At 62.9% G+C, this 20,292-nt stretch carries 27 protein-coding genes; 18 read left to right on the top strand and 9 right to left on the bottom strand.

The window, feature by feature from the left end; all coding sequences use genetic code 11:
• The first annotated feature begins 341 nt into the window (after positions 1-341).
• Together EB231_RS24905 and EB231_RS24900 are read left to right on the top strand one after the other, a co-directional pair.
• Positions 342-1,853, top strand: coding sequence for a leucyl aminopeptidase (locus EB231_RS24905; protein WP_172351150.1), 1,512 nt, complete (start codon positions 342-344; stop codon positions 1,851-1,853).
• 9 nt (positions 1,854-1,862) lie between these two features.
• The gene (locus tag EB231_RS24900; RefSeq protein WP_172351149.1) at positions 1,863-2,312 is read left to right on the top strand and encodes a DNA polymerase III subunit chi; all 450 of its coding nucleotides are present in this window, start codon (positions 1,863-1,865) and stop codon (positions 2,310-2,312) included.
• A 189-nt stretch (positions 2,313-2,501) separates the two neighbouring features.
• On the opposite strand, the gene EB231_RS24895 is transcribed toward EB231_RS24900, so the two are convergent.
• Positions 2,502-2,972, bottom strand: coding sequence for a carboxymuconolactone decarboxylase family protein (locus EB231_RS24895; protein WP_172351148.1), 471 nt, complete (start codon positions 2,970-2,972; stop codon positions 2,502-2,504).
• Between the two features lie 84 nt (positions 2,973-3,056).
• Here EB231_RS24895 and EB231_RS24890 point away from each other — a divergent pair, with 84 nt between their 5' ends.
• Genes EB231_RS24890 through EB231_RS24880 form a run of 3 tightly spaced genes read left to right on the top strand, consistent with a single transcriptional unit; the run spans position 3,057 to position 5,239 of the window.
• On the top strand, positions 3,057-3,734 hold the full coding sequence (locus EB231_RS24890; protein WP_172351147.1) for a TetR/AcrR family transcriptional regulator: 678 nt from the start codon (positions 3,057-3,059) through the stop codon (positions 3,732-3,734).
• Between the two features lie 33 nt (positions 3,735-3,767).
• On the top strand, positions 3,768-4,379 hold the full coding sequence (locus EB231_RS24885; protein WP_172351146.1) for a hypothetical protein: 612 nt from the start codon (positions 3,768-3,770) through the stop codon (positions 4,377-4,379).
• Positions 4,376-5,239, top strand: coding sequence for a 23S rRNA (adenine(2030)-N(6))-methyltransferase RlmJ (locus tag EB231_RS24880; protein ID WP_172351145.1), 864 nt, complete (start codon positions 4,376-4,378; stop codon positions 5,237-5,239). Before EB231_RS24885 ends, EB231_RS24880 begins: the two co-directional genes overlap by 4 nt.
• 19 nt (positions 5,240-5,258) lie before the next feature.
• Here the strand turns inward: EB231_RS24880 and EB231_RS24875 are convergent, their stop codons facing one another.
• The gene (locus EB231_RS24875; RefSeq protein WP_246740715.1) at positions 5,259-6,038 is read right to left on the bottom strand and encodes a helix-turn-helix domain-containing protein; all 780 of its coding nucleotides are present in this window, start codon (positions 6,036-6,038) and stop codon (positions 5,259-5,261) included.
• Positions 6,038-6,238: a hypothetical protein gene (locus tag EB231_RS24870; RefSeq protein ID WP_172351144.1), complete on the bottom strand. Its 201-nt coding sequence runs from the start codon at positions 6,236-6,238 to the stop codon at positions 6,038-6,040. The genes EB231_RS24875 and EB231_RS24870 overlap by 1 nt, the downstream gene beginning before the upstream one ends.
• Here EB231_RS24870 and EB231_RS24865 point away from each other — a divergent pair.
• From EB231_RS24865 to EB231_RS24850, 4 genes are all read left to right on the top strand, one after another.
• Positions 6,225-6,647: a VOC family protein gene (locus EB231_RS24865; RefSeq protein ID WP_172351143.1), complete on the top strand. Its 423-nt coding sequence runs from the start codon at positions 6,225-6,227 to the stop codon at positions 6,645-6,647. The two genes, EB231_RS24870 and EB231_RS24865, sit on opposite strands and share 14 nt — an antisense overlap.
• A gap of 137 nt (positions 6,648-6,784) precedes the next feature.
• On the top strand, positions 6,785-7,237 hold the full coding sequence (locus tag EB231_RS24860; RefSeq protein WP_140768369.1) for a hypothetical protein: 453 nt from the start codon (positions 6,785-6,787) through the stop codon (positions 7,235-7,237).
• A gap of 137 nt (positions 7,238-7,374) precedes the next feature.
• Positions 7,375-7,956 carry a TetR/AcrR family transcriptional regulator gene (locus EB231_RS24855; RefSeq protein ID WP_172353009.1) on the top strand — a complete coding sequence of 194 codons (582 nt, stop codon included), beginning with the start codon at positions 7,375-7,377 and terminating at the stop codon, positions 7,954-7,956.
• Positions 7,953-8,789, top strand: a complete 837-nt coding sequence (locus tag EB231_RS24850; RefSeq protein WP_172351142.1) for an EamA family transporter — start codon at positions 7,953-7,955, stop codon at positions 8,787-8,789. Before EB231_RS24855 ends, EB231_RS24850 begins: the two co-directional genes overlap by 4 nt.
• Before the next feature lie 78 nt (positions 8,790-8,867).
• Here the strand turns inward: EB231_RS24850 and EB231_RS24845 are convergent, their stop codons facing one another.
• The 3 genes from EB231_RS24845 to EB231_RS34975 form a co-directional block, all read right to left on the bottom strand.
• On the bottom strand, positions 8,868-9,179 hold the full coding sequence (locus EB231_RS24845) for a transcriptional regulator (RefSeq protein WP_172351141.1): 312 nt from the start codon (positions 9,177-9,179) through the stop codon (positions 8,868-8,870).
• 36 nt (positions 9,180-9,215) lie between these two features.
• Positions 9,216-9,455 carry a hypothetical protein gene (locus EB231_RS24840; protein ID WP_172351140.1) on the bottom strand — a complete coding sequence of 80 codons (240 nt, stop codon included), beginning with the start codon at positions 9,453-9,455 and terminating at the stop codon, positions 9,216-9,218.
• 232 nt (positions 9,456-9,687) lie between these two features.
• Complete coding sequence (locus tag EB231_RS34975) at positions 9,688-10,239, bottom strand: hypothetical protein (RefSeq protein ID WP_206681859.1); 552 nt, start codon at positions 10,237-10,239, stop codon at positions 9,688-9,690.
• 373 nt (positions 10,240-10,612) lie between these two features.
• Here EB231_RS34975 and EB231_RS24830 point away from each other — a divergent pair, with 373 nt between their 5' ends.
• Positions 10,613-11,209, top strand: coding sequence for a glutathione S-transferase (locus EB231_RS24830; protein ID WP_172351138.1), 597 nt, complete (start codon positions 10,613-10,615; stop codon positions 11,207-11,209).
• Positions 11,210-11,270: 61 nt separating this feature from the next.
• Here the strand turns inward: EB231_RS24830 and EB231_RS24825 are convergent, their stop codons facing one another.
• Positions 11,271-11,927 (bottom strand): outer membrane protein, encoded by a 657-nt coding sequence (locus EB231_RS24825; protein WP_172351137.1) that lies wholly within the window; start codon positions 11,925-11,927, stop codon positions 11,271-11,273.
• Between the two features lie 413 nt (positions 11,928-12,340).
• On the opposite strand from EB231_RS24825, the gene EB231_RS24820 reads away from it, so the two are divergent.
• The 6 genes from EB231_RS24820 to EB231_RS24795 all read left to right on the top strand — a co-directional run bounded on the left by EB231_RS24820 (position 12,341) and on the right by EB231_RS24795 (position 17,475).
• Entirely contained in the window at positions 12,341-13,102 is a 762-nt protein-coding gene (locus tag EB231_RS24820) for an SDR family oxidoreductase (protein WP_172351136.1), read from the top strand.
• Positions 13,099-15,168, top strand: coding sequence for an excinuclease ABC subunit UvrC (gene uvrC, locus EB231_RS24815; protein WP_172351135.1), 2,070 nt, complete (start codon positions 13,099-13,101; stop codon positions 15,166-15,168). The genes EB231_RS24820 and uvrC overlap by 4 nt, the downstream gene beginning before the upstream one ends.
• 97 nt (positions 15,169-15,265) lie before the next feature.
• The gene (pgsA, locus tag EB231_RS24810) at positions 15,266-15,862 is read left to right on the top strand and encodes a CDP-diacylglycerol--glycerol-3-phosphate 3-phosphatidyltransferase (protein ID WP_140768350.1); all 597 of its coding nucleotides are present in this window, start codon (positions 15,266-15,268) and stop codon (positions 15,860-15,862) included.
• 1 nt (position 15,863) lies between these two features.
• Positions 15,864-16,121, top strand: a complete 258-nt coding sequence (gene moaD / locus EB231_RS24805) for a molybdopterin converting factor subunit 1 (RefSeq protein WP_172351134.1) — start codon at positions 15,864-15,866, stop codon at positions 16,119-16,121.
• 5 nt (positions 16,122-16,126) lie between these two features.
• Positions 16,127-16,606, top strand: a complete 480-nt coding sequence (locus tag EB231_RS24800; protein ID WP_172351133.1) for a molybdenum cofactor biosynthesis protein MoaE — start codon at positions 16,127-16,129, stop codon at positions 16,604-16,606.
• Between the two features lie 104 nt (positions 16,607-16,710).
• Positions 16,711-17,475, top strand: coding sequence for a YbaY family lipoprotein (locus tag EB231_RS24795; RefSeq protein WP_172351132.1), 765 nt, complete (start codon positions 16,711-16,713; stop codon positions 17,473-17,475).
• A gap of 56 nt (positions 17,476-17,531) precedes the next feature.
• On the opposite strand, the gene ndk is transcribed toward EB231_RS24795, so the two are convergent.
• On the bottom strand, positions 17,532-17,954 hold the full coding sequence (gene ndk / locus EB231_RS24790) for a nucleoside-diphosphate kinase (RefSeq protein ID WP_091577236.1): 423 nt from the start codon (positions 17,952-17,954) through the stop codon (positions 17,532-17,534).
• A 599-nt stretch (positions 17,955-18,553) separates the two neighbouring features.
• On the opposite strand from ndk, the gene EB231_RS24785 reads away from it, so the two are divergent.
• Positions 18,554-18,826 (top strand): DUF2934 domain-containing protein, encoded by a 273-nt coding sequence (locus tag EB231_RS24785; RefSeq protein WP_172351131.1) that lies wholly within the window; start codon positions 18,554-18,556, stop codon positions 18,824-18,826.
• Between the two features lie 83 nt (positions 18,827-18,909).
• Here the strand turns inward: EB231_RS24785 and EB231_RS24780 are convergent, their stop codons facing one another.
• Positions 18,910-19,605, bottom strand: coding sequence for a glutathione S-transferase family protein (locus EB231_RS24780; protein ID WP_172351130.1), 696 nt, complete (start codon positions 19,603-19,605; stop codon positions 18,910-18,912).
• A gap of 167 nt (positions 19,606-19,772) precedes the next feature.
• On the opposite strand from EB231_RS24780, the gene EB231_RS24775 reads away from it, so the two are divergent.
• Complete coding sequence (locus tag EB231_RS24775) at positions 19,773-20,285, top strand: DinB family protein (protein WP_172351129.1); 513 nt, start codon at positions 19,773-19,775, stop codon at positions 20,283-20,285.
• Positions 20,286-20,292 lie beyond the last annotated feature (7 nt).

Below are 20,292 nucleotides of genomic sequence, written 5' to 3'. Positions count from 1 at the left end.
AACGGCATCATGCCACCACACTCAGGGTAGCTGTCCGGCGACGACCGCACAACTGGCTCCGATGGGCTCGATCAGGCAGGCGATCCGGTTCCCGTCCCATGTCGCGTGCCGCAGTGGACCGGAGTGTCGGAGGGAATGGATAAGAAAGGGCGAACATCGATGGTTAACAACATGTTGCGGCATGAAGCGGGGCCGTGCCGCGACGAATCGCCATCGATTCCGTGTGTCATATGGGTAGCCATTTTGGCAAAGTCTTGCCAAATACCGGAAAACGACCAAATGTCGCGGATCGCTTCAAACCGCTTCGCGCACCATCGCGCAATCCCCGAAAGCAGGACATGATGAACCCGAGACCGTCGATCGCCTTTGCAAAATTTGCCGCGCCTCAGGCGGCGGCGAACAGGAAGGGCACGGTTTTCGTGCTGTCGGCGGATGATGGCAACCTGAGCGACGCCGCCTCGGCGTACGATCCTGGCAAGACGCTGGAGCGGGCCTTCCCGGTGGCCGAGTTCACGGGCAAGTTTGCCGGCGTCGTCGAGGTTCTGGCGCCGCAGGCAACGTCGCTCGACAGGCTGGTCGCGATCGGCGCCGGCAAGGCGTCGGGGCTCGACGAATATGCCTGGCTGAAACTCGGCGGCACCATCGCAGCCTCGTTGCGCAAGGCAACCGACGTTGCCGTCGTGCTCGACCTTGCCGGCGCCTCGCCTGATGGCAAGGACGCCGCCAATCTTGCGGCTGGTATCCTCCTGCGCGGCTATTCCTTCGACAAGTACAAGACCAGGAAGGACAAGGATGACGTGAAGGCCGATCCGAAGAAGTCGGTCAAGATAACCATCCATACCGCCGACCCGGCAGGCGCCAGGAAGGCCTTCGCGGATGCCGAGGCGGTGGTCGACGGCGTGCTTCTGGCGCGCGACCTTGTCAACGAACCGGCAAATATTCTGGGACCGGTCGAGTTCGCTGCCCGGGCCAAGGACCTCGAGGCGCTTGGCGTCAAGGTCGAGATCCTGACCGAGAAGGAGATGAAGAAACTCGGCATGGGCTCGCTGCTCGGCGTTGCGCAAGGCTCGCCACGCGGCGCGCGCATGGCGATCATGCAGTGGAATGGCGGCAAGCCCAAGGACAGCCCGGTCGCCTTCGTCGGCAAGGGCGTCACCTTCGACACCGGTGGCAATTCGATGAAGCCGGCGTCTGGCATGGAGGACATGAAGGGCGATATGGGTGGCGCTGCCGCGGTAACCGGACTCATGCACGCCCTGGCCGCACGCAAGGCGAAAGCCAATGTCGTCGGCATCATTGGTCTTGTCGAGAACGCCGTCGACGGCCATGCCCAGCGTCCCGGCGACATTGTCACCTCCATGTCGGGCCAGACCATCGAGGTGCTCAATACCGACGCCGAGGGGCGTCTCGTGCTGGCCGACGCGCTGTGGTACTGCAACGACCGCTTTGAGCCGAAATTCATGGTCAATCTGGCGACGCTGACCGGCGCCATCATGGTCGCGCTCGGCCTGCACTATGCCGGCCTGTTTTCCAACAATGACGAATTGGCGGAGAGGCTGACGGGGGCGGGGCAGGCGACTCAGGAGCGGCTGTGGCGCATGCCGCTCGGTGCCGAGTACGACAAGCTGATTGATTCCAAGAACGCCGACATGAAGAACATCGGCGGCCGCTATGGCGGCGCCATCATCGCCGCGCAGTTCCTGCAGCGCTTCGTCAAGGATACGCCCTGGGCGCATCTCGACATTGCCGGCACGGCCATGGGCTCGCCGTCGAGCGAGATCAACCAGTCATGGGGTTCAGGCTTCGGCGTGCGGCTGCTCGACCGGCTGGTGCGCGATCATTACGAAAGCTGACCTCGATCCATGGCCGACGTGCTGTTCTACCATCTGACCGAATCGACGCTCGAGGATGCGCTGCCGGGCCTGCTCGAGCGCAGCGTCGATCGGGGTTGGCGCGCCGTGGTGCAGACCGGCACCGAGGAACGGCGCGACGCGCTCGACCAGCATCTGTGGACCTTCCGCGATGATTCGTTCCTGGCCCACGCGACCGATCGCGAGGCTTATCCCGGGGAACAGCCTGTCCTGTTGACCACCGGCGACGGCAATCCCAACGAAGCCAAGATAAGGTTCCTGGTCGACGGCGCGGCACCGCCCGATCTTGCCGGTTACGAGCGCGCCGTGTTCCTGTTCGACGGCCATGACGCCGCCCAGGTCGAGGCGGCCCGCGTGCATTGGAAAACGATGAAGGACGCGGGCCACGCCGTGACCTACTGGCAGCAGACATCAGACCGCCGCTGGGAGCGCAAGGCCTAGGCCTCGGCGAAACGGCCGACATGGCGATCGGGTCGCAATCGAGTGTCGGTTGCATGGGCTGCCCATGAAGAGACCCGCCTTTTGGTGGGTCTCTTCAATATGACAACCGTCATCGGCTGATTCGCCACTTCCCCATTTCCTTCTTGCTGACCGGCCTATTGCCCGTCCATTTCCTTGTTGCCTGCGGGCTTATTGCCCGCCCATTTCCTTCTTGAACGTGTCGAAATCGACCTGCATGCCATTGAAAATGGTGCTCCAGTGGCGGGTCAACGCAGCCATTGTCACGGCTTCCTGGATCTCCTCGTCGGTGGCGCCGGCGCGCTTAGCGTCCTGGGTGTCCGACCAGATGCAATAGCTGCACGGAATCTGCGCCGCCACCGCCAGCGAGATCAGCGACTTGACCTTTGGCGGCAGCGCCGTCTTGTCACTGAGTTCGATGGCCTTGACCTCGGCCCAGGCACCGGGCAGACCGGCTTTGGGAAATTGCTTCACAAAGCTCGGTACGCCACCCATGGTCGACTGGATGTCCATGAGGGTCGCATCATAGTCGTCGGCATGGGCAGGTGCCGCGGCCAGCGTCAGTGCGCAGCCGGTAGCGGCGAGCAGGCAGGTCCGGCGGATGGAAGAAGGCACGGATGAAAGAATGCGATAGTCGAACATGACATTCTCCTCTGGTTTTTCCAAGCCTTACGGTGTAAGGTGATGTGGAAATTGAACCTTACAGTGTAAGTTGTCAAGCGGCGCATGGACTCATCGATAAAAAAAGCCGGAACACGTGGCCGCCTGTCGCGCGAGATGATCGAGGACGCGGCCTTCGAGGTGATCGAGAAGGAGGGGCTTGCCGGCTTTTCCATGCGCAAGCTGGCGGCGGCACTCGGTTGCGAGGCGATGAGCATTTACCACCACTTTCCTTCGGTGGCGCATTTGCACGAAGCCCTCGTCGACCGGTTGATAGGTGCGCTTGAAATGCCCGACGCCAGCCTTCCATGGCGGCAAAGGATGCGCATCGCCATCGAGGATTTTCGTCGCATCGGCCGCGACCATCCCGCCTATGCCGCTTTCTTCGTCACCTACCGTATGAACTCGCCCATCTGCCTTGCCTGGCTGGACGGCATTATCGGCCTGTTCAGGGATGCCGGCTTTGACACCGAACTCAGCGCGCGGCTGTTTCGCGCCGTCGGCTATTACTTGATGGGGGCGGTGCTGGACGAGAATGCGGGCTATGCCAAGGGGCCATCGGCTGTGAACACGGTCAGCGACGAGCAACTGGCCCGGGATTTTCCCAATGTCACGGCGGCCGGGCGCTTTTTCGGCGCCGCAGAATTCGACAAGACATTCGAACTCGGCCTCGACATGCTGCTGGACGAAATGGAACGCCTGCGCGACGGTGCCGGTACAGGCCAGTTGCCAGGCAAGGCGTGATTGCCAAGGCATGATTACAAGGTGACTGTCTGAATGCGCTTTCTGTTTGTCCTGATCCTGCTCGCCGGCACCGGTATAGGCCTTATCTATCCCTGGGCGATGACCAATTTTTCCGGCCGCGAGATCGGTACCTGGCGGGTCTATGAACAAGGCCGCTTCAAACCAGTGACCGTGTCGCTCTCGGGCCGCGATGCGCCGGTGCGGGCATTGGTCGACCTGACCGCGAGAGCCGAGCGCATCGTTTCGCAGCAACGCACGGTGTTGACCCTGACCGCCGCCACCAATGGCCGCACGGTGCTTGCATCGACATTGCAGTTCAACCATGTCGACAACCCGCGCCAGGCGAGCCCGCAACTGCCCGACAAGATCTTTCGCGACGAGGCGGGCGTCATCGCGACCGTCAGTCCCGGCCCTTATGTCTTCACCGTCGGTCCGGGCGATGCCGAGGACATACCGATGCGGGCGGTCGACCTTGTGCTGCGCTCCGGTGTCGGCGAAGCTGACCGTCGTGCGCGGCCGGTCGGCCTCTCGCTGATGGCGATCGGTCTGATCGGCTTCCTGCTGTCCCTGCGTTCCGGTGGCGGCCGGCCGGACAATCCGAACTCGCAACCACCGCAGCCGCGCTGGGGCAGGGGACCCAAGTGAACTATCGCCACGCCTACCACGCCGGAAATTTCGCCGATGTCGTCAAGCATGTCGTGCTGACGCGGCTGCTCGACTATCTCAAGCAGAAGGACAAGGCTTTTCGCGTCGTCGACACCCATGCCGGCATTGGCCGTTACGATCTGTCGTCGCTCGAGGCGCAGAAGACCGGCGAATGGCAGGGTGGCATCGGCAGGCTGATCGATGCCTCGTTCGACGCCAGGGCGGGCGCGTTGCTGGCGCCCTATCTGGAGGCTGTGCGGTCGCTCAATCCCGGGGACGGCGTGAAGAAATATCCGGGTTCGCCGATGCTGGCGCGCCATCTCCTGCGCAAGCAGGACCGGTTGTCGGCGATCGAACTGCACCCGAAAGACGCCGCCAAGCTGAAGGCGGAATTCGCCGGTGACTTCCAGGTGAGGGTGATGGAACTCGACGGCTGGCTGGCGCTGGGCGCGCATCTGCCGCCGAAGGAGAAGCGCGGCCTGGTTCTCATCGATCCACCATTCGAGGAGGAGGGCGAGTTCGGCCGCCTGGTCGACGGGCTCGTAAGGGCGCACAAGCGCTGGCCCGGCGGCATTTACGCGCTGTGGTATCCAATCAAGGACCGCAAGGCGATCATCGCCTTCAGGAAGGCGCTGAAGCAATCCGGCATCCCGAAAATCCTCGACATCGAATTCGAGATCCGGCCGCCCTCTTCGGAACCCAGCCTTGATGGCAGCGGCATGGTGGTGGTCAATCCGCCCTTCACGCTGGAAGCCGAATTGCGGACGGTGTTGCCGGCACTGCACAAATTGCTTGCGGTGGAAAAGCCGGCGCACTGGTCGCTGGAATGGCTGGCCGGGGAGCAGGCGGGCACGGCTTGAACCCTGTCGGCCGGGCGCTCTATGCGCCGGTGGCGGCCAGTGCCGACGGCGTGATGCCGGACAGCCGCCTGCTTTCGCGTATCAAATGGGCCTGATCGGCATAGCCGGCCTCGACCGCCAATACAGCGGTCGAGGCATTGCTGGATGCCTGCCGCAGACGCCGGAAACGATGGAAGCGAAGGATGCGGTCGAGCGTCTTGGGGCCGTAGCCGAAACTTTCCTCGAAACGGCGACGCAGCGACCGCTCGCTCATATGCAAGCTGTGCAGCAGGAACGGCACCAGCGGCTTGCCGGCCGGCAGCCCCCGGTCGATGACGTCGAATGCATTGCCCATGACTACATCGGGCGCACGGTGTTCTTGCGTGTATTCCCCGATTGCCTTCTCCAATTGTCCTACCAGCTTGGCAAGATCGGGCGTGGCCCGCACGCGGCATGCCAGATGGCGCGCCCCGGTGCCCCAGAGGTCACCGAGGTCGAGGCGTTCTCCGACGATCCGGTTGGCCGGCACGCCCAGCCACGCGGCGGCCGCACCTGGCCGGAATCTGAACCCGACAATCGTCGCTCCTGAAGGCAATATCTCGATCTGCGGCTCCCGGTCCGGCCCCGCGACCCGCAACCGGCCGTCGATCCACTGCAGGTCGATCGTCGCATCCGGCGTTATCACGACAGGTGGAGCGTCCTGGTCCTGCATGCGGTGGACCCAGACGGACGCGAAGACGGCACCCAGCCGCCTGTCTGCCGGACGTTCCTGGAAAAAGCCGGTGGTCTGCGCCAGTACCGCTTCCATTCCTTCAGCCATCATCCGTCTGCTTGGCCAGCAATCGCAGGCTCGCCGTTTGGCCGGCGCTCTCCGCCATCTTGACCGAAATCTTCAATGCGCGCCGCTCCAGCAATGGCAATCACATGAAGCCTTACGCTGGCATTAGCCACCGCATCCGCGCTGACGTCACCGCACAAGTCCAGAATATAGAAAGGAGAAATCAAAATGAAAGCTCGCATCAGTGTCATCACCCTTGGTGTCGATAGTCTGGAAGCTTCGCTCGAATTCTACCGAAACGGACTTGGGCTTCCGACCGAGGGCATCATCGGCAGGGAGTTCGAGCATGGCGCCGTCGCCTTCTTCGATCTGCAGGGCGGCTTGAAGTTCGCGATCTTCGAACGTTCCGACATCGCCCGTGACGCCGGCATCGACCAGACCGGCCGCAGCCCGACCGAGTTCACCATCGGGCACAATGTCACGAGCGAAGCCGAGGTTGATGCCGTGATGGCGCAGGCCGTCAGAGCAGGCGCGCGTCTCGTCAAGCCGGCCCAGAATACGTTCTGGGGCGGCTATGCCGGCTATTTCCAGGATCCGGATGACCATCTCTGGGAGGTCGTCTTCAACCCCGCCTTTCTTCCGGAAGACTGATACTGGAGAGGAACGTGTAGCCGGTAGGTACGTTGGTAGACGCTCCAGCTCGTTTCTGGAAACCATTGTCTGAGCAACCGCTTGACCGACGCCAAGCGAATCCGCACAGTGCGCGCAATCGACCTTGAGAGGCTGTCATGACTCGCTTCGCCAAATCCGCACTTGCTGCCCTGATTTCGCTCTGTACCCCGCTCGCCGCGCCTCTTGGCATTACCCATGCGGTCCAGGCGGCTGACCTTGGCGTCTATTCGGACGACGATGGCGGCGTCTGCGGCCAGCCTTGGGTGCTGAGCAAGATCACCTCCCGCTTCTCCTACCAGGTGCATCATGTGCCGCATCTGCCGGATGTGCAGATCACCGACTTCCGGCGCATTCATCAGCACCGCTATCTGCCGGCCGACGACACCTGGCCGATCGGCCGCCGCTACTGCGGGGCCACCGTCAGCCTCTCCGACGGGCGCGACCGGTCCATCTGGTACCTGATCGAGGAAGGCCAGGGCTTTGCCTCGATCGGCGACAATGTCGAATTCTGCGTCTCGGGCTTCGACCGCTGGATGGTCTACAACGGCCGCTGCCGCGTCCTGCGCTAGACGCAACCTTCCGTTTCTCGATTTTCTTCAAGGCCTGCGGCTTAATCAGCCGCAGGCCTTTTCCGTGCCGTGTTGACAGACGGTGAGATCCATCGCATAGGTATGAGACAGACCTGTCTCATCACTTGGTGCGCATCATGACGCCGTCGCCTGTCTCCGACAAACGCCAGCACGTCGTCGAAACCGCCTACGCGCTGTTCAAGCGTGCCGGCTTCCACGCCACCGGGATCGACTGGATCATCGCCGAGGCCGATGTGGCCAAGATGACGATGTATCGCCACTTCCCCAGCAAGGATGAACTGATCGTCGCGGTGCTCGACTATCGCGCCAGGCGTTTTGACGAACAGCTCGACCAGCTTGCGCGGGAGAGCATGACGCCGGAGCAGAAGATCGCGAAGATTTTCGACTGGCATGGCCGCTGGTTCCGTAGCCCGGATTTCCACGGCTGCCTGTTCGCGCATGCGCTGGCTGAGTTCGGCGATCCGCGGCATGCCGTATTCAAGGCCGTCGCCAGGCAGAAGGACGGCTTCAGGCAGCGCATGCGATCGATCCTCGCGCAGGTGATGCCGCGCGGGCGCGCCGAGAACGTGGCGGCGACGCTGTTGATGCTGATCGAAGGGGCCACCCTGATGGCGCAGATGGGGCAGGCGAGTACCGCTCTTCGTGAAGCCCGCAAGGCGGCCCTGGACATCGTCGCTGCCTCGCGCAGGCCGCAATGAGCCCGCTGGTCGTCGGCCTCGCGCTGTTCGCGGCGATCCTGCACGCAAGCTGGAACGCTTTCCTGCGAACAGGCGCCGACAGGTTGTGGACCGTCACCGTCATGAGCTTCTCCAGCACGGTGCTGGCCATTCCCGTGGCAATCCTCAACGGTTTTCCGGCTACGTCGGCCTGGCTCTATGTCGGGCTCTCGGCCTGCCTGCAGGTTGGCTACAGCGTGTTCCTGGTGGCCGCCTACAAACATGGCGAATTGGGACAGGTCTACCCGATTGTTCGCGGCAGCGTGCCTCTGCTTGTCACCCTTGGCGGCTTCCTGCTGGCCGGCCAGCAGCTCACCGTTCTGGAGACCGTCGGCGTCGCCCTGGTCGGCGGTGGCATCATGGGTCTTTCGCTCGGACGAGGAAGAGCCGCCACGACATCGATCCTCTATGCGCTGGCAACGGGAGCTATCATCGCCGCCTATGCGACGGTCGATGCAATCGGCGTTCGCGCGGCGGGCAATGTCGGCGCCTACACCGCCTGGGTCCTGCTGGCCTATGGCGCATTGCTGCCGGCGACCTTCGTCGCCTGTCGTGGCCGGCTTGCTGTCGACCCGTGGGCGCCGGAGACCTGGAAGGCACTGGGCGGCGGCCTGTTCGCGCTTCTGGCCTATGGCGTCGTGGTGGCGGCCTTCGCGCTCGGACCTGCCGGTCCGATCACCGCGGTCCGCGAGACCAGTGTCGTCTTCGCGGCTTTCATCGGCCGGCTGTTTCTCGGCGAGACGCTGACACCCCGGCGGGTCGGCGCCTGCGCCGTCGTGGCGCTCGGGGCCATCTGCCTCGGCTATCAGCCGTGACGAAATCCATGTGCCTGCCCTACACGCGGGGCGCCGCCGTCGTTGCGACGCGCCAACGGTGTTCGCTCAATTGCAGTGCTATTTCCCGCGCCGCGTTGCCTCCGCCTGATCGATGATCTTGCGAAGAAAGGCAATGTGACCGCGAAAGGCCCGCCGCCCGATCGTTGTTGCCTTGACCCGGGTCTGCGGCCGTCGCCCGACGAAAAGCTTTTCAATATCGACATAGCCCGCCCTGGCCAGCGTATCGAGGTGTGCCCCGAGATTTCCGTCGGTGGCTTCGACCATGATCTTCAATTGGGTGAACTCCAGCGCCTCGCGCCTTTCCAGCGTGTTGAGGATGGCCATGATCCTGAGCCGCATACTCTGGTGAATGATGTCGTCGACGCTCATCGATGGGCTCCAATGCGGCAAGGCCTTGGATTGTCGTCATGTGGCACGGCGCTCTCGGAAAGCGGCAGCGCCACTTGCTTCTTGCGCGATCGACAAAGCGCGACCGCATCTTTGCAGAATACTCTGCTGTGCAGAGTTATCTGTCAATTGGAGGTAGGGATGCATGCTTGACAAGGTGATCCTCAGATCGGTCGCCGTATCGCGCTCGTGATCCACATAGACCGTTCGCTTGCGGAAGATGATCGCCTCGATGAGGTGGCAGGTCATGATATTCACGGCCGACGATCATGCGTAAAGTTGCTCGCTAGTCTTGGGAGTTCGATGGTGGGCTCGCATCGAGAATGCCGGTGTCAAATTGCCGGTGGTATCAGAAGATCAGCGACGGATTTTTGCGATGATGAGTGCGATCGCGTCACGATCTCAACGAAAATTTAAGCTGAGAAAATCATACCATTGCTTCGCTGGCTAGCGAGCCGCGAGTCAGATATGCATTGCGCGCCGGGGTCATTCACGGCCATCGGCATAACGTGAAGGGGCATGACATGGCTAAGCAGTCATCTAAAGCGCCGGCTTCCAAAGCACCGGCAAAGAAAGCACCCGCAAAAGCAGTCGCGGCGAAGGCCGCAACGGCAGTGAAGAAAGCAGCGCCTGCGAAGGCGGCGGCAAAGCCCGCGGCGAAAGCAGCACCGGCCAAGAAGCCGGCAGCGGCCAAGGCTGTGGCGAAGCCCGCAGTGAAGAAGGCGGCGCCCGTCAAGGCAGCGGCAAAGCCTGCAGCGAAGGCTGCACCGGCGAAGAAGCCTGCGGTCAAGGCAGCGGCAAAACCCGCAGCCAAGAAGGCGGCGCCCGCCAAGGCTGCGGCAAAGCCCGCCGCGAAGGCAGCGGCAAAGCCCGCCGCGAAGGCAGCGGCAAAGCCGGCCGCGAAAGCAGCAGCGGCCGCTACAAAGCCCGCGGTGAAGAAAGCCGCCGCGCCGAAGGCCAAGGCAGCGCCCGCGAAGGCGAAGGCTCCGGCCAAGAAGTAGACCGGTCGTTGGGGCGTCGCGTGTCCTTCGGGGCTCGGCAAGGACGCTCTGACGCACTGGATCGAAGCAAGTCCGGCAGCGGGTTCAGCCCTCGGGGCTGAACATCGGGATGAGACCGAGGGGGCAAGCAAAGCGAGGCGCCGGTTGGCTGCCTCGCTCGCCCATTGAACCGTCTCCTTGTCGTGCTTGGCGAAGGCTCCGGCGCAGTGCCTGGGTTGGTGAGATGCAAATGCAGGTTTGAACATAATCAGCCTGCTGTCGTCGCTCGCTCGCGTTTCCGGCGTACCACTCTGTAGGCTGATGCCCGGGATGGAAACCGCAACCGGTTTCTGGCAGTTCTTTTTTTGCGCTCTGGCGGTTGATCGCAAGTGGCTGTCCAGTCAACACTGGACGTCCGCAAACAGGAAACCGATCATGCCGAAGCTGCTCTACGCATCCACCTCTCCCTACAGCTCCAAGGTCAGGATGGCTGCGGCCTATGCTGGGATCGCGATCGATCTGGTGCCGGTCAAGACCGAGGACAAACCGGCCGAACTGATCGGAGCCAATCCGCTCGGCAAGATTCCGGTGCTGGTGCTCGATGACGGTCGTTCGATTCACGACAGCCGCGCCATTACCCAGCACCTCAACCGGATTTCGAAGAACGCGTTGTTCCCGCGCAATCCCGACAAGCGTCTGGAAGCGGAAGTGCTGGAGGCGCTGGCCGACGGCATTTGCGATTGCGCGCTGTCGATGGTCTATGAGCGCCGCACCCGGCCTGAGGACATGGTCTATCAGCCCTGGCTCGACCGGCAGTGGGCGAAGATCACCTCCGCTCTCGACCTGCTCAACGCCAACCCGCCGAAACTGCCGAAGAAGATCACCGCCGGCCAGATGGCGTTGCGGGCTTGCCTTGGTTACCTGTCATTGCGCTTTGCCGGCAAATGGGAAAAGGGTCGCGGCCGGCTGACCCGCTGGATGGCGCGTTTCGACGAGAAATTCCCGGAGTTGAAGTCCGCGATCCCGGGGTGACGGCGGCCACAAAAAAAGCCGGGCGCGAGGCCCGGCTTTTTCGTGTCGTGGCTTGAACGACTTAGAACTTCATACCGACGCCGAAGGTGACGCGGTTGTCGGTGGCCTTGACCTTGCCGATACCATCGAAGCTCTTGCTGCCGAAGTCGGTGTAACGATACTCGACACGGCCGAAGACATTGTCGGTCAGCTTGATGTCGGTACCCACGCCGGCGGTCCAGCCGATCATCGTAGCGGTGTCGCTGGCGAGGAGGTCGGAGTCTTCCACCTTCAGGCTTCTGCCGGCGAGACCGCCGGTGCCGTAGAGGAGGATTTCCGGGGTCACGGCATAACCCAGACGGGCACGCAGCGAACCTTCGAGGCCACCCTTGGAGTGGATACCATTGTCGTCACCCTTGACGCCGTTGTAGCCGAGTTCGGCTTCACCGCCGTACACGAAGTTCTCCTGCTGCCACTGATAGCCGCCGAAGACGCTACCGACGAAACCCTTCGTGCTGGTGTCGAAACCGGTATCCTTTTCCTTGGTACGGCCGGAGAAGCCATAGCCGAGGTTGATACCGGCATAGGGGCCGGCCCAGGACGCGACAGGCAGTTCGGCAACCGGAGCGGGTGCCGGCGGCTCTTCCTGAACGACGTCCGCGGCATAAGCGGTTCCACCGAGGGCGAAGAGCCCGAACGCGACGGCCAGCGGCCGTGCGAATTTGAGATTGGCTTGCATTGTTCTTTACTCCTTAAGCCACAGGACACAGGCTTGTTTCTTACGATCGCCATCAACCCGTCCGGGGGGTGAAACGGATCTGGCGTTCGTCGGTTCCAAATGTCGTGTCAAAATGCGGCTGAAGCGAACCTGAACTTGGGTCATTCCCCGGCGCGAATGAGGCAGAACCATGACGTTGCATCTTCGCAACAGCGAAATGTCAGCAGCTTGGCCATGTTGCGCCGCACACCGCTTGGTGCAAGGAGTCCTGCGCCCTATATGGGGATATGACTGGCCTTGTTATGGGGCGAGTCTGAATGCCCGCCAGGCGGTTTCGCCACAATGTTGCCCCAGGTGCGAACGCCATTTAACGGATGGCGAGCCATATTTTGCCGGCGCCGTCTTTTCGTGCCGAAATTGAGGATTGACTGAAGATGAGCAAAGCCACCACGGCGCTGGTGACCGGTGGGGCGAAACGGATCGGCAAGGCGATCGTCGAGGACCTCGCCAGCCATGGTTTTGCAGTCGCCATCCACGCCAATCGCTCGCGCGGTGAGGCTGACGCCTTGGCCGCGGGGATTAACCAGTCCGGCGGCCGCGCGGCGGTGGTAAGCGCCGACCTGACCGATATGAATTCCGTCAACGACCTTGTCGGCCAGGCGGAAGCCGCGCTGGGGTCCATCTCGCTTCTGGTCAACAACGCTTCGCTCTTTGTCGATGATTCCGTTGACGACTTCGACTGGCGGGCCTGGGATCGCCACTTTGCCATTCATGCGAAGACGCCGGCGCTGTTGGCGCAGAATTTCGCGCGCGCTTTGCCGGAAGGGCAGGAGGGGCTGATCGTCAACATCATCGATCAACGCGTCTGGCGGCCGACGCCGCGCTATTTTTCCTATGCGCTGTCCAAATCCGCCCTGTGGACGCAGACGCAGATGTTGGCGCAGGCGCTGGGCCCAAACATTCGTGTCAACGCGATCGGTCCGGGGCCGACGTTGAAGAACATGCGCCAGGATGATTCCGATTTTGACGCACAGGTCGCCGGCCTGATCCTGAAGCGCGGCCCGGAATTGCCTGAATTCGGCGCCACCATCCGCTATCTTTGGGATGCGCGCTCGGTCACCGGCCAGATGATCGCGCTCGATGGCGGCCAGCATCTTGCATGGCAGACGCCCGATGTGACAGGCATGGCTGAATGAGTCCACTCGATCACAAAAACAAGGTGCGCGGCGGCGCCGATGATCTTCCTCCCGAAATCGACCTCGAGGACGAGGCGCTGGAGGAGATCGTCGAACCAACTGGCCCCGATGTCGCCTTCACGGCCATCGACTGGACGCCGCATGCCGGCGATGCCGAAGGCATGGTCGGCGCCGAGGTGATCCAGACGCTGGTCAAGCGGCTGCCCAATGCCCCCGGCGTCTACCGCATGATGAACGCCGCCGGTGACGTGCTCTATGTCGGCAAGGCCCGCAGCCTGAAGAAGCGCGTCACCAACTACGCGCAAGGCCGGTTCCACACCAATCGCATCGGCCGCATGGTCCGCGAGACTGCGACGATGGAGTTCGTCGTCACCCGCACCGAAATCGAAGCGCTGCTGCTTGAAGCCAACCTTATCAAGCGCTTGCGGCCGCGGTTCAATGTGCTGATGCGGGACGACAAGTCGTTCCCCTATATCCTTTTGACCGGCGACCATGTCTCGCCCGGCATCTACAAGCATCGCGGTGCGCGGTCGCGCAAGGGCGACTATTTCGGCCCTTTTGCATCGGCCGGCGCCGTCGGCCGCACCATCAATTCGCTGCAGCGCGCCTTCCTGCTGAGAAGCTGCACCAACTCCTTCTACGAGAACCGCACGCGGCCATGCCTTTTGTACCAGATCAAGCGCTGCGCCGGCCCTTGCACCGGCGAGATCTCGCATGAGGGCTACGCCGAACTGGTCGCCGAGGCGAAGGACTTTTTGTCCGGCCGCAGCCAGAAGGTGAAGACCGAAATTTCGGCCGCCATGCAGCAGGCGTCCGAAGACCTCGATTTCGAGCGCGCCGCCATCTATCGCGACCGGTTGGCGGCGCTGTCGCACGTGCAGAGCCATCAGGGCATCAACCCGCAGACCGTCGACGAAGCCGATGTCTTCGCCATCCATCAGGAAGGTGGCCAGGTCTGCATCCAGGTCTTTTTCTTCCGCACCGGCCAGAACTGGGGCAACCGCGCCTATTTCCCCAAGGCCGACCCTGCACTGGAGGGATCGGAGGTGCTGGGCTCGTTCCTGGCGCAGTTCTACGACGACAAGCCGACGCCACGCGCCATTCTGCTGTCGCGTGGGGTCGAAGACCAGGAGCTGCTGGCCGAGGCGCTCTCCACCCGCGCCGGCCGCAAGGTGGCTATCTCGGTGCCGCAGCGCGGCGAGAAGAAGGACCTGACCGACAACGCCCTTCAGAACGCCAGGGAGGCGTTGGGCCGCAGGCTGGCCGAAACGTCGACGCAAGGACGATTGCTTGCCGGTTTCGCCGAGACCTTCGGGCTGGCCAAGCCGCCGGTGCGCATCGAGGTGTATGACAACTCACACATCATGGGCACCAATGCCGTCGGCGCCATGGTGGTCGCCGGGCCGGAAGGTTTTGTCAAAAACCAGTACCGGAAATTCAACATCCGCTCGACCGAGATCACGCCGGGCGACGATTTCGGCATGATGCGCGAGGTGATGGAGCGGCGCTTTTCGCGGCTGCTCAAGGAGCATGGCGATGTTGCCGTGGCCGACGACGCTGCGGCAGGCGAGGCGACCGATGATATCGATGATGACATCTCCGGCAGCTTCCCGGCCTGGCCCGACGTCATCCTGATCGACGGTGGTCAGGGCCAGATGACGGCCGTGCGCAAGATTCTCGCCGATCTCGGCATCGAGGACCGGGTCGTGGCCATTGGCATCGCCAAGGGCCAGGACCGCGATGCCGGCCGCGAACGTTTTTTCGTCAGGGGCAGGGACTCGTTTTCGCTGCCGGTGCGCGACCCCGTGCTCTATTTCGTGCAGCGCCTGCGCGACGAGGTCCATCGCTTCGCCATCGGTTCGCACCGGGCGCGGCGCAAGAAGGAAATGGTCAAGAGCCCGCTCGATGAGATTGCCGGCATCGGTCCCGGCCGCAAGCGGGCGCTGCTGCTGGCATTCGGCACCGCCAAGGCGGTGAGCCGTGCGGCAATCGAGGATCTGAGGAAAGTCGATGGCATTTCCGAACAAGTCGCCAAGCTGGTCTACAATCATTTTCACGAAAGTTGAAAAATTCGGCAGTTTCAGCTGGTCAGTCGAATCTGGCCTGTTGACCCCCTACATTCCCTTCTGATTTGAGTACGTAGGCAGAAAGAGTCCACCAGACATGGCCCAGCGCGCGTTCAACCTGCCCAACATACTGACCTACGCCCGCATCATCGCGGTGCCGCTGGTGGTTCTGTGCTTTTTTCTCGAAGGCCATCTCAAATCCAGCGACTTCGCCCGCTGGTCGGCGCTGATCATTTTCCTGCTCGCATCCATCACCGATTATTTCGACGGTTATTTTGCGCGCGCCTGGCAGCAGACCTCCAACATCGGCAAGATGCTCGATCCGATCGCCGACAAGCTGCTGGTCGCCACGTGCCTTTTGCTGCTTGCGGCCGACACCGATCGCCATGCCGGCATCGCCGGCTGGTCGCTGTGGGCGGCGATCATCATCCTGTGCCGCGAAATCCTGGTTTCGGGCCTGCGCGAATATCTGGCGGCGCTCAAGGTCTCGGTGCCGGTGACGCAGCTTGCCAAGTGGAAGACCACCATCCAGATGGTCGCCATCGCCTTCCTGCTGGCAGGTCCGGCCGGCGACAAGATATTCCCGCTGACCACGCAGACCGGTCTGGTGCTGCTGTGGATCGCGGCGCTCGTCACGCTCTACACCGGCTACGACTATTTCCGCGCCGGCCTCAAGCACATCATGGATGAGTGAGATGGCGACCCGTCTCATCTATTTCGCCTGGGTGCGCGAACGGATCGGCACATCGGAGGAAGACGTTGAATTGCCGGCCGGCATCGAGACGGTCGCCGACCTGTTGCGCTGGCTGCAGTCGCGCGGCGAGGGCTACGAGCACGCGCTGCAGTATCCTGACGTGATCCGTGTTGCCATCAATCAGGAACATGTCGACCACCACGAGAAGATATCGGGCGCGCGGGAGATCGCGCTGTTCCCGCCAATGACCGGGGGCTGATACTCATGTCGGCCGTCCTGGTGCCGATCGTGCGCATCCAGCGCCAGGATTTCGACGTTGCCGCCGAGATTGCCGGCATGACGCAAGGCCGCGCCGATATTGGCGCGGTGGTCACCTTCTCCGGTCTTTGCCGGGATGAGCAGGGCGCCTTGTCAGCACTGGAGCTCGAGCATTATCCCGGCATGGCGGAGGCCGAGATCGGTCGTATCGCCACTGAGGCGGTTCAGCGCTGGCCGCTGCAAGGCCTCACCGTCATCCACCGCCATGGCAAGATCGCGCCGGGACAGAATATTGTGCTGGTGGTGGCCGCCTCCGCCCATCGTCAGGCGGCGTTCGAGGCGGCGGATTTCCTCATGGATTATCTGAAGTCGCGTGCACCCTTCTGGAAGAAGGAGCACCGCGCCGATGGCTCCGAGGGCGGTTGGGTCGAGGCCAAGGAAACCGACGCCCAAGCCGCGGGGCGCTGGAAATCGCCTTCCGAATAAATACCCGTCGCAGCCATGCATTGACCGTAATCCTTTGGCCAGATGGACGGCGTGGTCAGCCATTGGCAGCCCGGGGATTGGCGATCCCGGCAAGGGAGGTGGTCATGCTGGACAGGCTCGCGGAGTTCTTCGTCTTCGGCTTCGTGCCTCTGATCGTCGGTATCCTGGCGGTGCCGGAACTGTCCGTGGCTGCCGAAAGGGCGGTGAGGGGCGAGGTGATCTATCGCGAGCGCATCGCCCTGCCGCCCAGCGCCGTGCTTTCCGTCCAGCTTGTCGATGTCTCGCTGGCCGACGCGCCGGCCAAAGTCATCGGCGAGCAGACTATCAAGCCGACCGGCCAGGTGCCGATCAGCTTCGAGATCAAATTCGATCCATCGGCGATCCGGTCACGGATGACCTATGCGCTGCAGGCGCGGATCACTGTCGATGGCAAGTTGATGTTCATTTCCGATGTGCGCCATCAGCTCGATCCGCTGACCGACGCGCCGCAAACCATCATGCTCAAGATGGTCGCGCCAGGCACCGGGCCGACGGCTTCCGCCTTTGGCCAGCTCTGGGTGGTCGACTATGTCGACGGCATCGGCGCCATCACCGCGCCGCAGGCGACGTTCAGGGTCAGCGAGGCCGGCAAGGCTGGCGGCAGTGGCCCCTGCAACGCCTATTTTGCCACAGCGAAGGTCGATGGCCAGGCGATCGCGATCAGCAATATCGGTTCGACCCACAAGGCCTGCGCACCCGAGGTGATGGCCGAGGAAAAGGCGTTGTTCGATGCCTTGGCCAGGGCGGCGTCCTACAAGCTCGATGCCGGCAAGCTCACCATATCAGACAAGGACGGTCGCGAAATCCTTCGCTTCAGCGCCGCGAGCTGACCGCCAATGAAAAAGGCCGGCGAGTGCCGGCCTTTTCGAGACTTGGCAGTGTCGGCTCAGCCGACGATCTCGGTGTCCGAGAACCAGTACTTGATTTCCTGCGCGGCGGTTTCCGGCGCGTCGGAGCCGTGCACCGAATTCTCGCCGATCGACAGCGCATGCACCTTGCGGATGGTGCCTTCGGCGGCGTTGGCCGGGTTGGTGGCACCCATCACTTCGCGGTTCCTGGCAATGGCGTTCTCGCCCTCCAGAACCTGGACGACGGTTGGAGCCGAGGACATGAACTCGACCAGTTCGCCGAAGAACGGGCGGTCCTTGTGGACAGCGTAAAAACCTTCCGCCTCGCGGCGGCTCATCCACACACGGCGCGAAGCGATGACGCGCAGGCCGGCGTCTTCGAGCATCTTGGTGATGGCGCCGGTGAGGTTGCGCCGGGTTGCGTCCGGCTTGATCATGGAGAAGGTGCGTTCGAGCGCCATGGGTCGTCCTTGTCTGAGAATGGAATTGAGAGTGGCGGGCTCTATACAAGCCGCCCGACCCATTGCCAAGGGGTGAGGAGCGGTCCGCGAAGCGGACGGAAAGCCAATTGCTTGGCTTTCCGAGCGACGAACGCCCGGAGCGACAGCGAAGGGCCGGGCAGGTCCGCGAAGCGGACGGAAAGCCAATTGCTTGGCTTTCCGAGCGACGAACGCCCGGAGCGACAGCGAAGGGCCGGGCAGGTCCGCGAAGCGGACGGAAAGCCAATTGCTTGGCTTTCCGAGCGACGAACGCCCGGAGCGACAGCGAAGGGCCGGGCAGGTCCGCGAAGCGGACGGAAAGCCAATTGCTTGGCTTTGCGAGTGAAGAACGCCCGGAGCGACAGCGAGGGGCCGGGCAGGTCCGCGAAGCGGACGGAAAGCCAATTGCCTGGCCTTGCGAGTGAAGAGCCCCATGGCGATAGCGAAGCGCCCGGACCGGCCGGGCGCTTCGATGTCGGGCCGGCAGTTCCCTGGGCCGGATCAGACGGCTGCACAGCAACGCTTTGCTTGCTATAGTCGCGTGTCGGCGCCGCGCTGAAGTCGGCCCGAATGGAGACAACATGACCATGGCAGACGATCGTCAGGAGCGCATTCGCAATCGCGCACATCAGATCTGGCAGGAAGAAGGGCAACCGGCCGGTCACCACGAACGCCATTGGCGCCAGGCGGCGGCCGACATCGATCGGGAGGACGCGGCCAAGCCGTCGGCGGCCAAGACGCCAGCCAAGAAGGCATCTGGTGCTGGCAAGGCAAAGGCCGCGCCCAAGGAAGAAAAGGCCGCCACGAAAGCCAGCAAGCCGAAAACCAGCAAGCCAAAGAAGGCAGCCAAGTAAGGCCAGCTATCCCGCCGCTGATTTTCGCCACGGATTGACGGCGCCCGAGCTGCCTTGCGGGCAGGGCGGGCGTTTTGCGGCCGTCACGCCGCCGCCGCCGCCACCTTTCGTCCCAGCCCGCCATGCAGGTCGAGGCAGCGGCTGAACCATTGCGCCACCACGTCGCTGTTTTCGAGCAGCTGATAGGGCGTGGCAATGCGCGCCCATTGCAACGCGCCGAAGACGATATAGTCCGCAAACAGCGGCGAGGCACCGCCGATGAAGGGCTGATAGCTCAGCATCGAGCGCAGCGGCTCAAGCGAGGCCCGAAACGCCGCCAACCCGCCGTCGCGTGCCGCGACGACATCTTCCAACTGCTTGCCGAGACGCTGCTCCCGGCTCTGCCGGAAATACACCGCGTTCTCTTCGTCCTGCATGGCATGGAGGTCGGTGAGCGCGACCGTGGTGACGTAGGGATGGATGGTCAATTGCGACCAGCGCTCGATGAAGCGCGCCATCGCCTTGCCGCCTTCGCCGCCAAACAGCGTCGGCCGGTCCGGATAGGCTTCGTCGAGATAGAGCGCGATGGCGAAGGAATCGATGACCACCTTGTCGCCGTCGCGGATCACCGGAACGCTTTTCGAAGCGCCGCCCTCTATGGTGGGGACCTCGAGAAAACGCGTCGGCGCGGTTGAGACATCGAGCCCCTTGTGGGCAAGCGCCATCGTTGCCTTCCAGCAATGCGGGCTGAACGGACGGCTCTCGTCACGCCCGACGAGATCATAAAGCAGAATGGTCATTGGCGCGGGTCCCTTTGCGGTCCAGAGCAATTCCAGGAAAAGTGCGAGCGGTTTTCCGTCCGGAATTGCGTCAACACAAGAGTTAGAGCAATTCACCGTTTCCGTGAAACGGTGAATTGCTCTAGGTATCGCTCCCGACACTCCGAGACGGGGCGGCGGGAGAAAAGATGAGACAGCACTTCATGATGTTTGCGGCGTATAATCAATGGGCCAATGGCCGCATCTATGCCGCCGCCGCCGATCTCGACGAGGAGGAATTCAATCGCGATGTCGGCGCCTTCTTCGGCTCGCTGATGGGCACGCTCAACCACCTGCTCGCCGCCGATCGCATCTGGATGAAGCGCTTCACCGGCGAAGGCGACGCACCGACGGCGCTGGACGTCGTGCTGCATCGCGCCTTGCCCAATTTGAGAGCGGCGCGCGAGGCGGAGGACCGGCGGATCATCGAGTGGCTCGCCGGCTTGAGCGACAAGGCGCTGTCGGGCCGCTTCACCTATATGACCGTATCGGACATGCGCACCGTCTCGCAGCGCCTGGCGCCGGCGCTGGCTCATGTCTTCAACCACCAGACCCATCATCGCGGTCAGGCGCATATGATCCTGACGGTTCTCGGTCGCCCTTCCGTGCAGCTCGATCTGGCGCATTTCCAGCGCACCGAGGAGGGCAGGGCCTTCGCCTGATCAGTTG

The sequence above is a fragment of the Mesorhizobium sp. NZP2298 genome (assembly GCF_013170825.1).
Lineage (GTDB): Bacteria > Pseudomonadota > Alphaproteobacteria > Rhizobiales > Rhizobiaceae > Mesorhizobium.
This window is presented reverse-complemented; position numbering and strand designations above follow the sequence as displayed.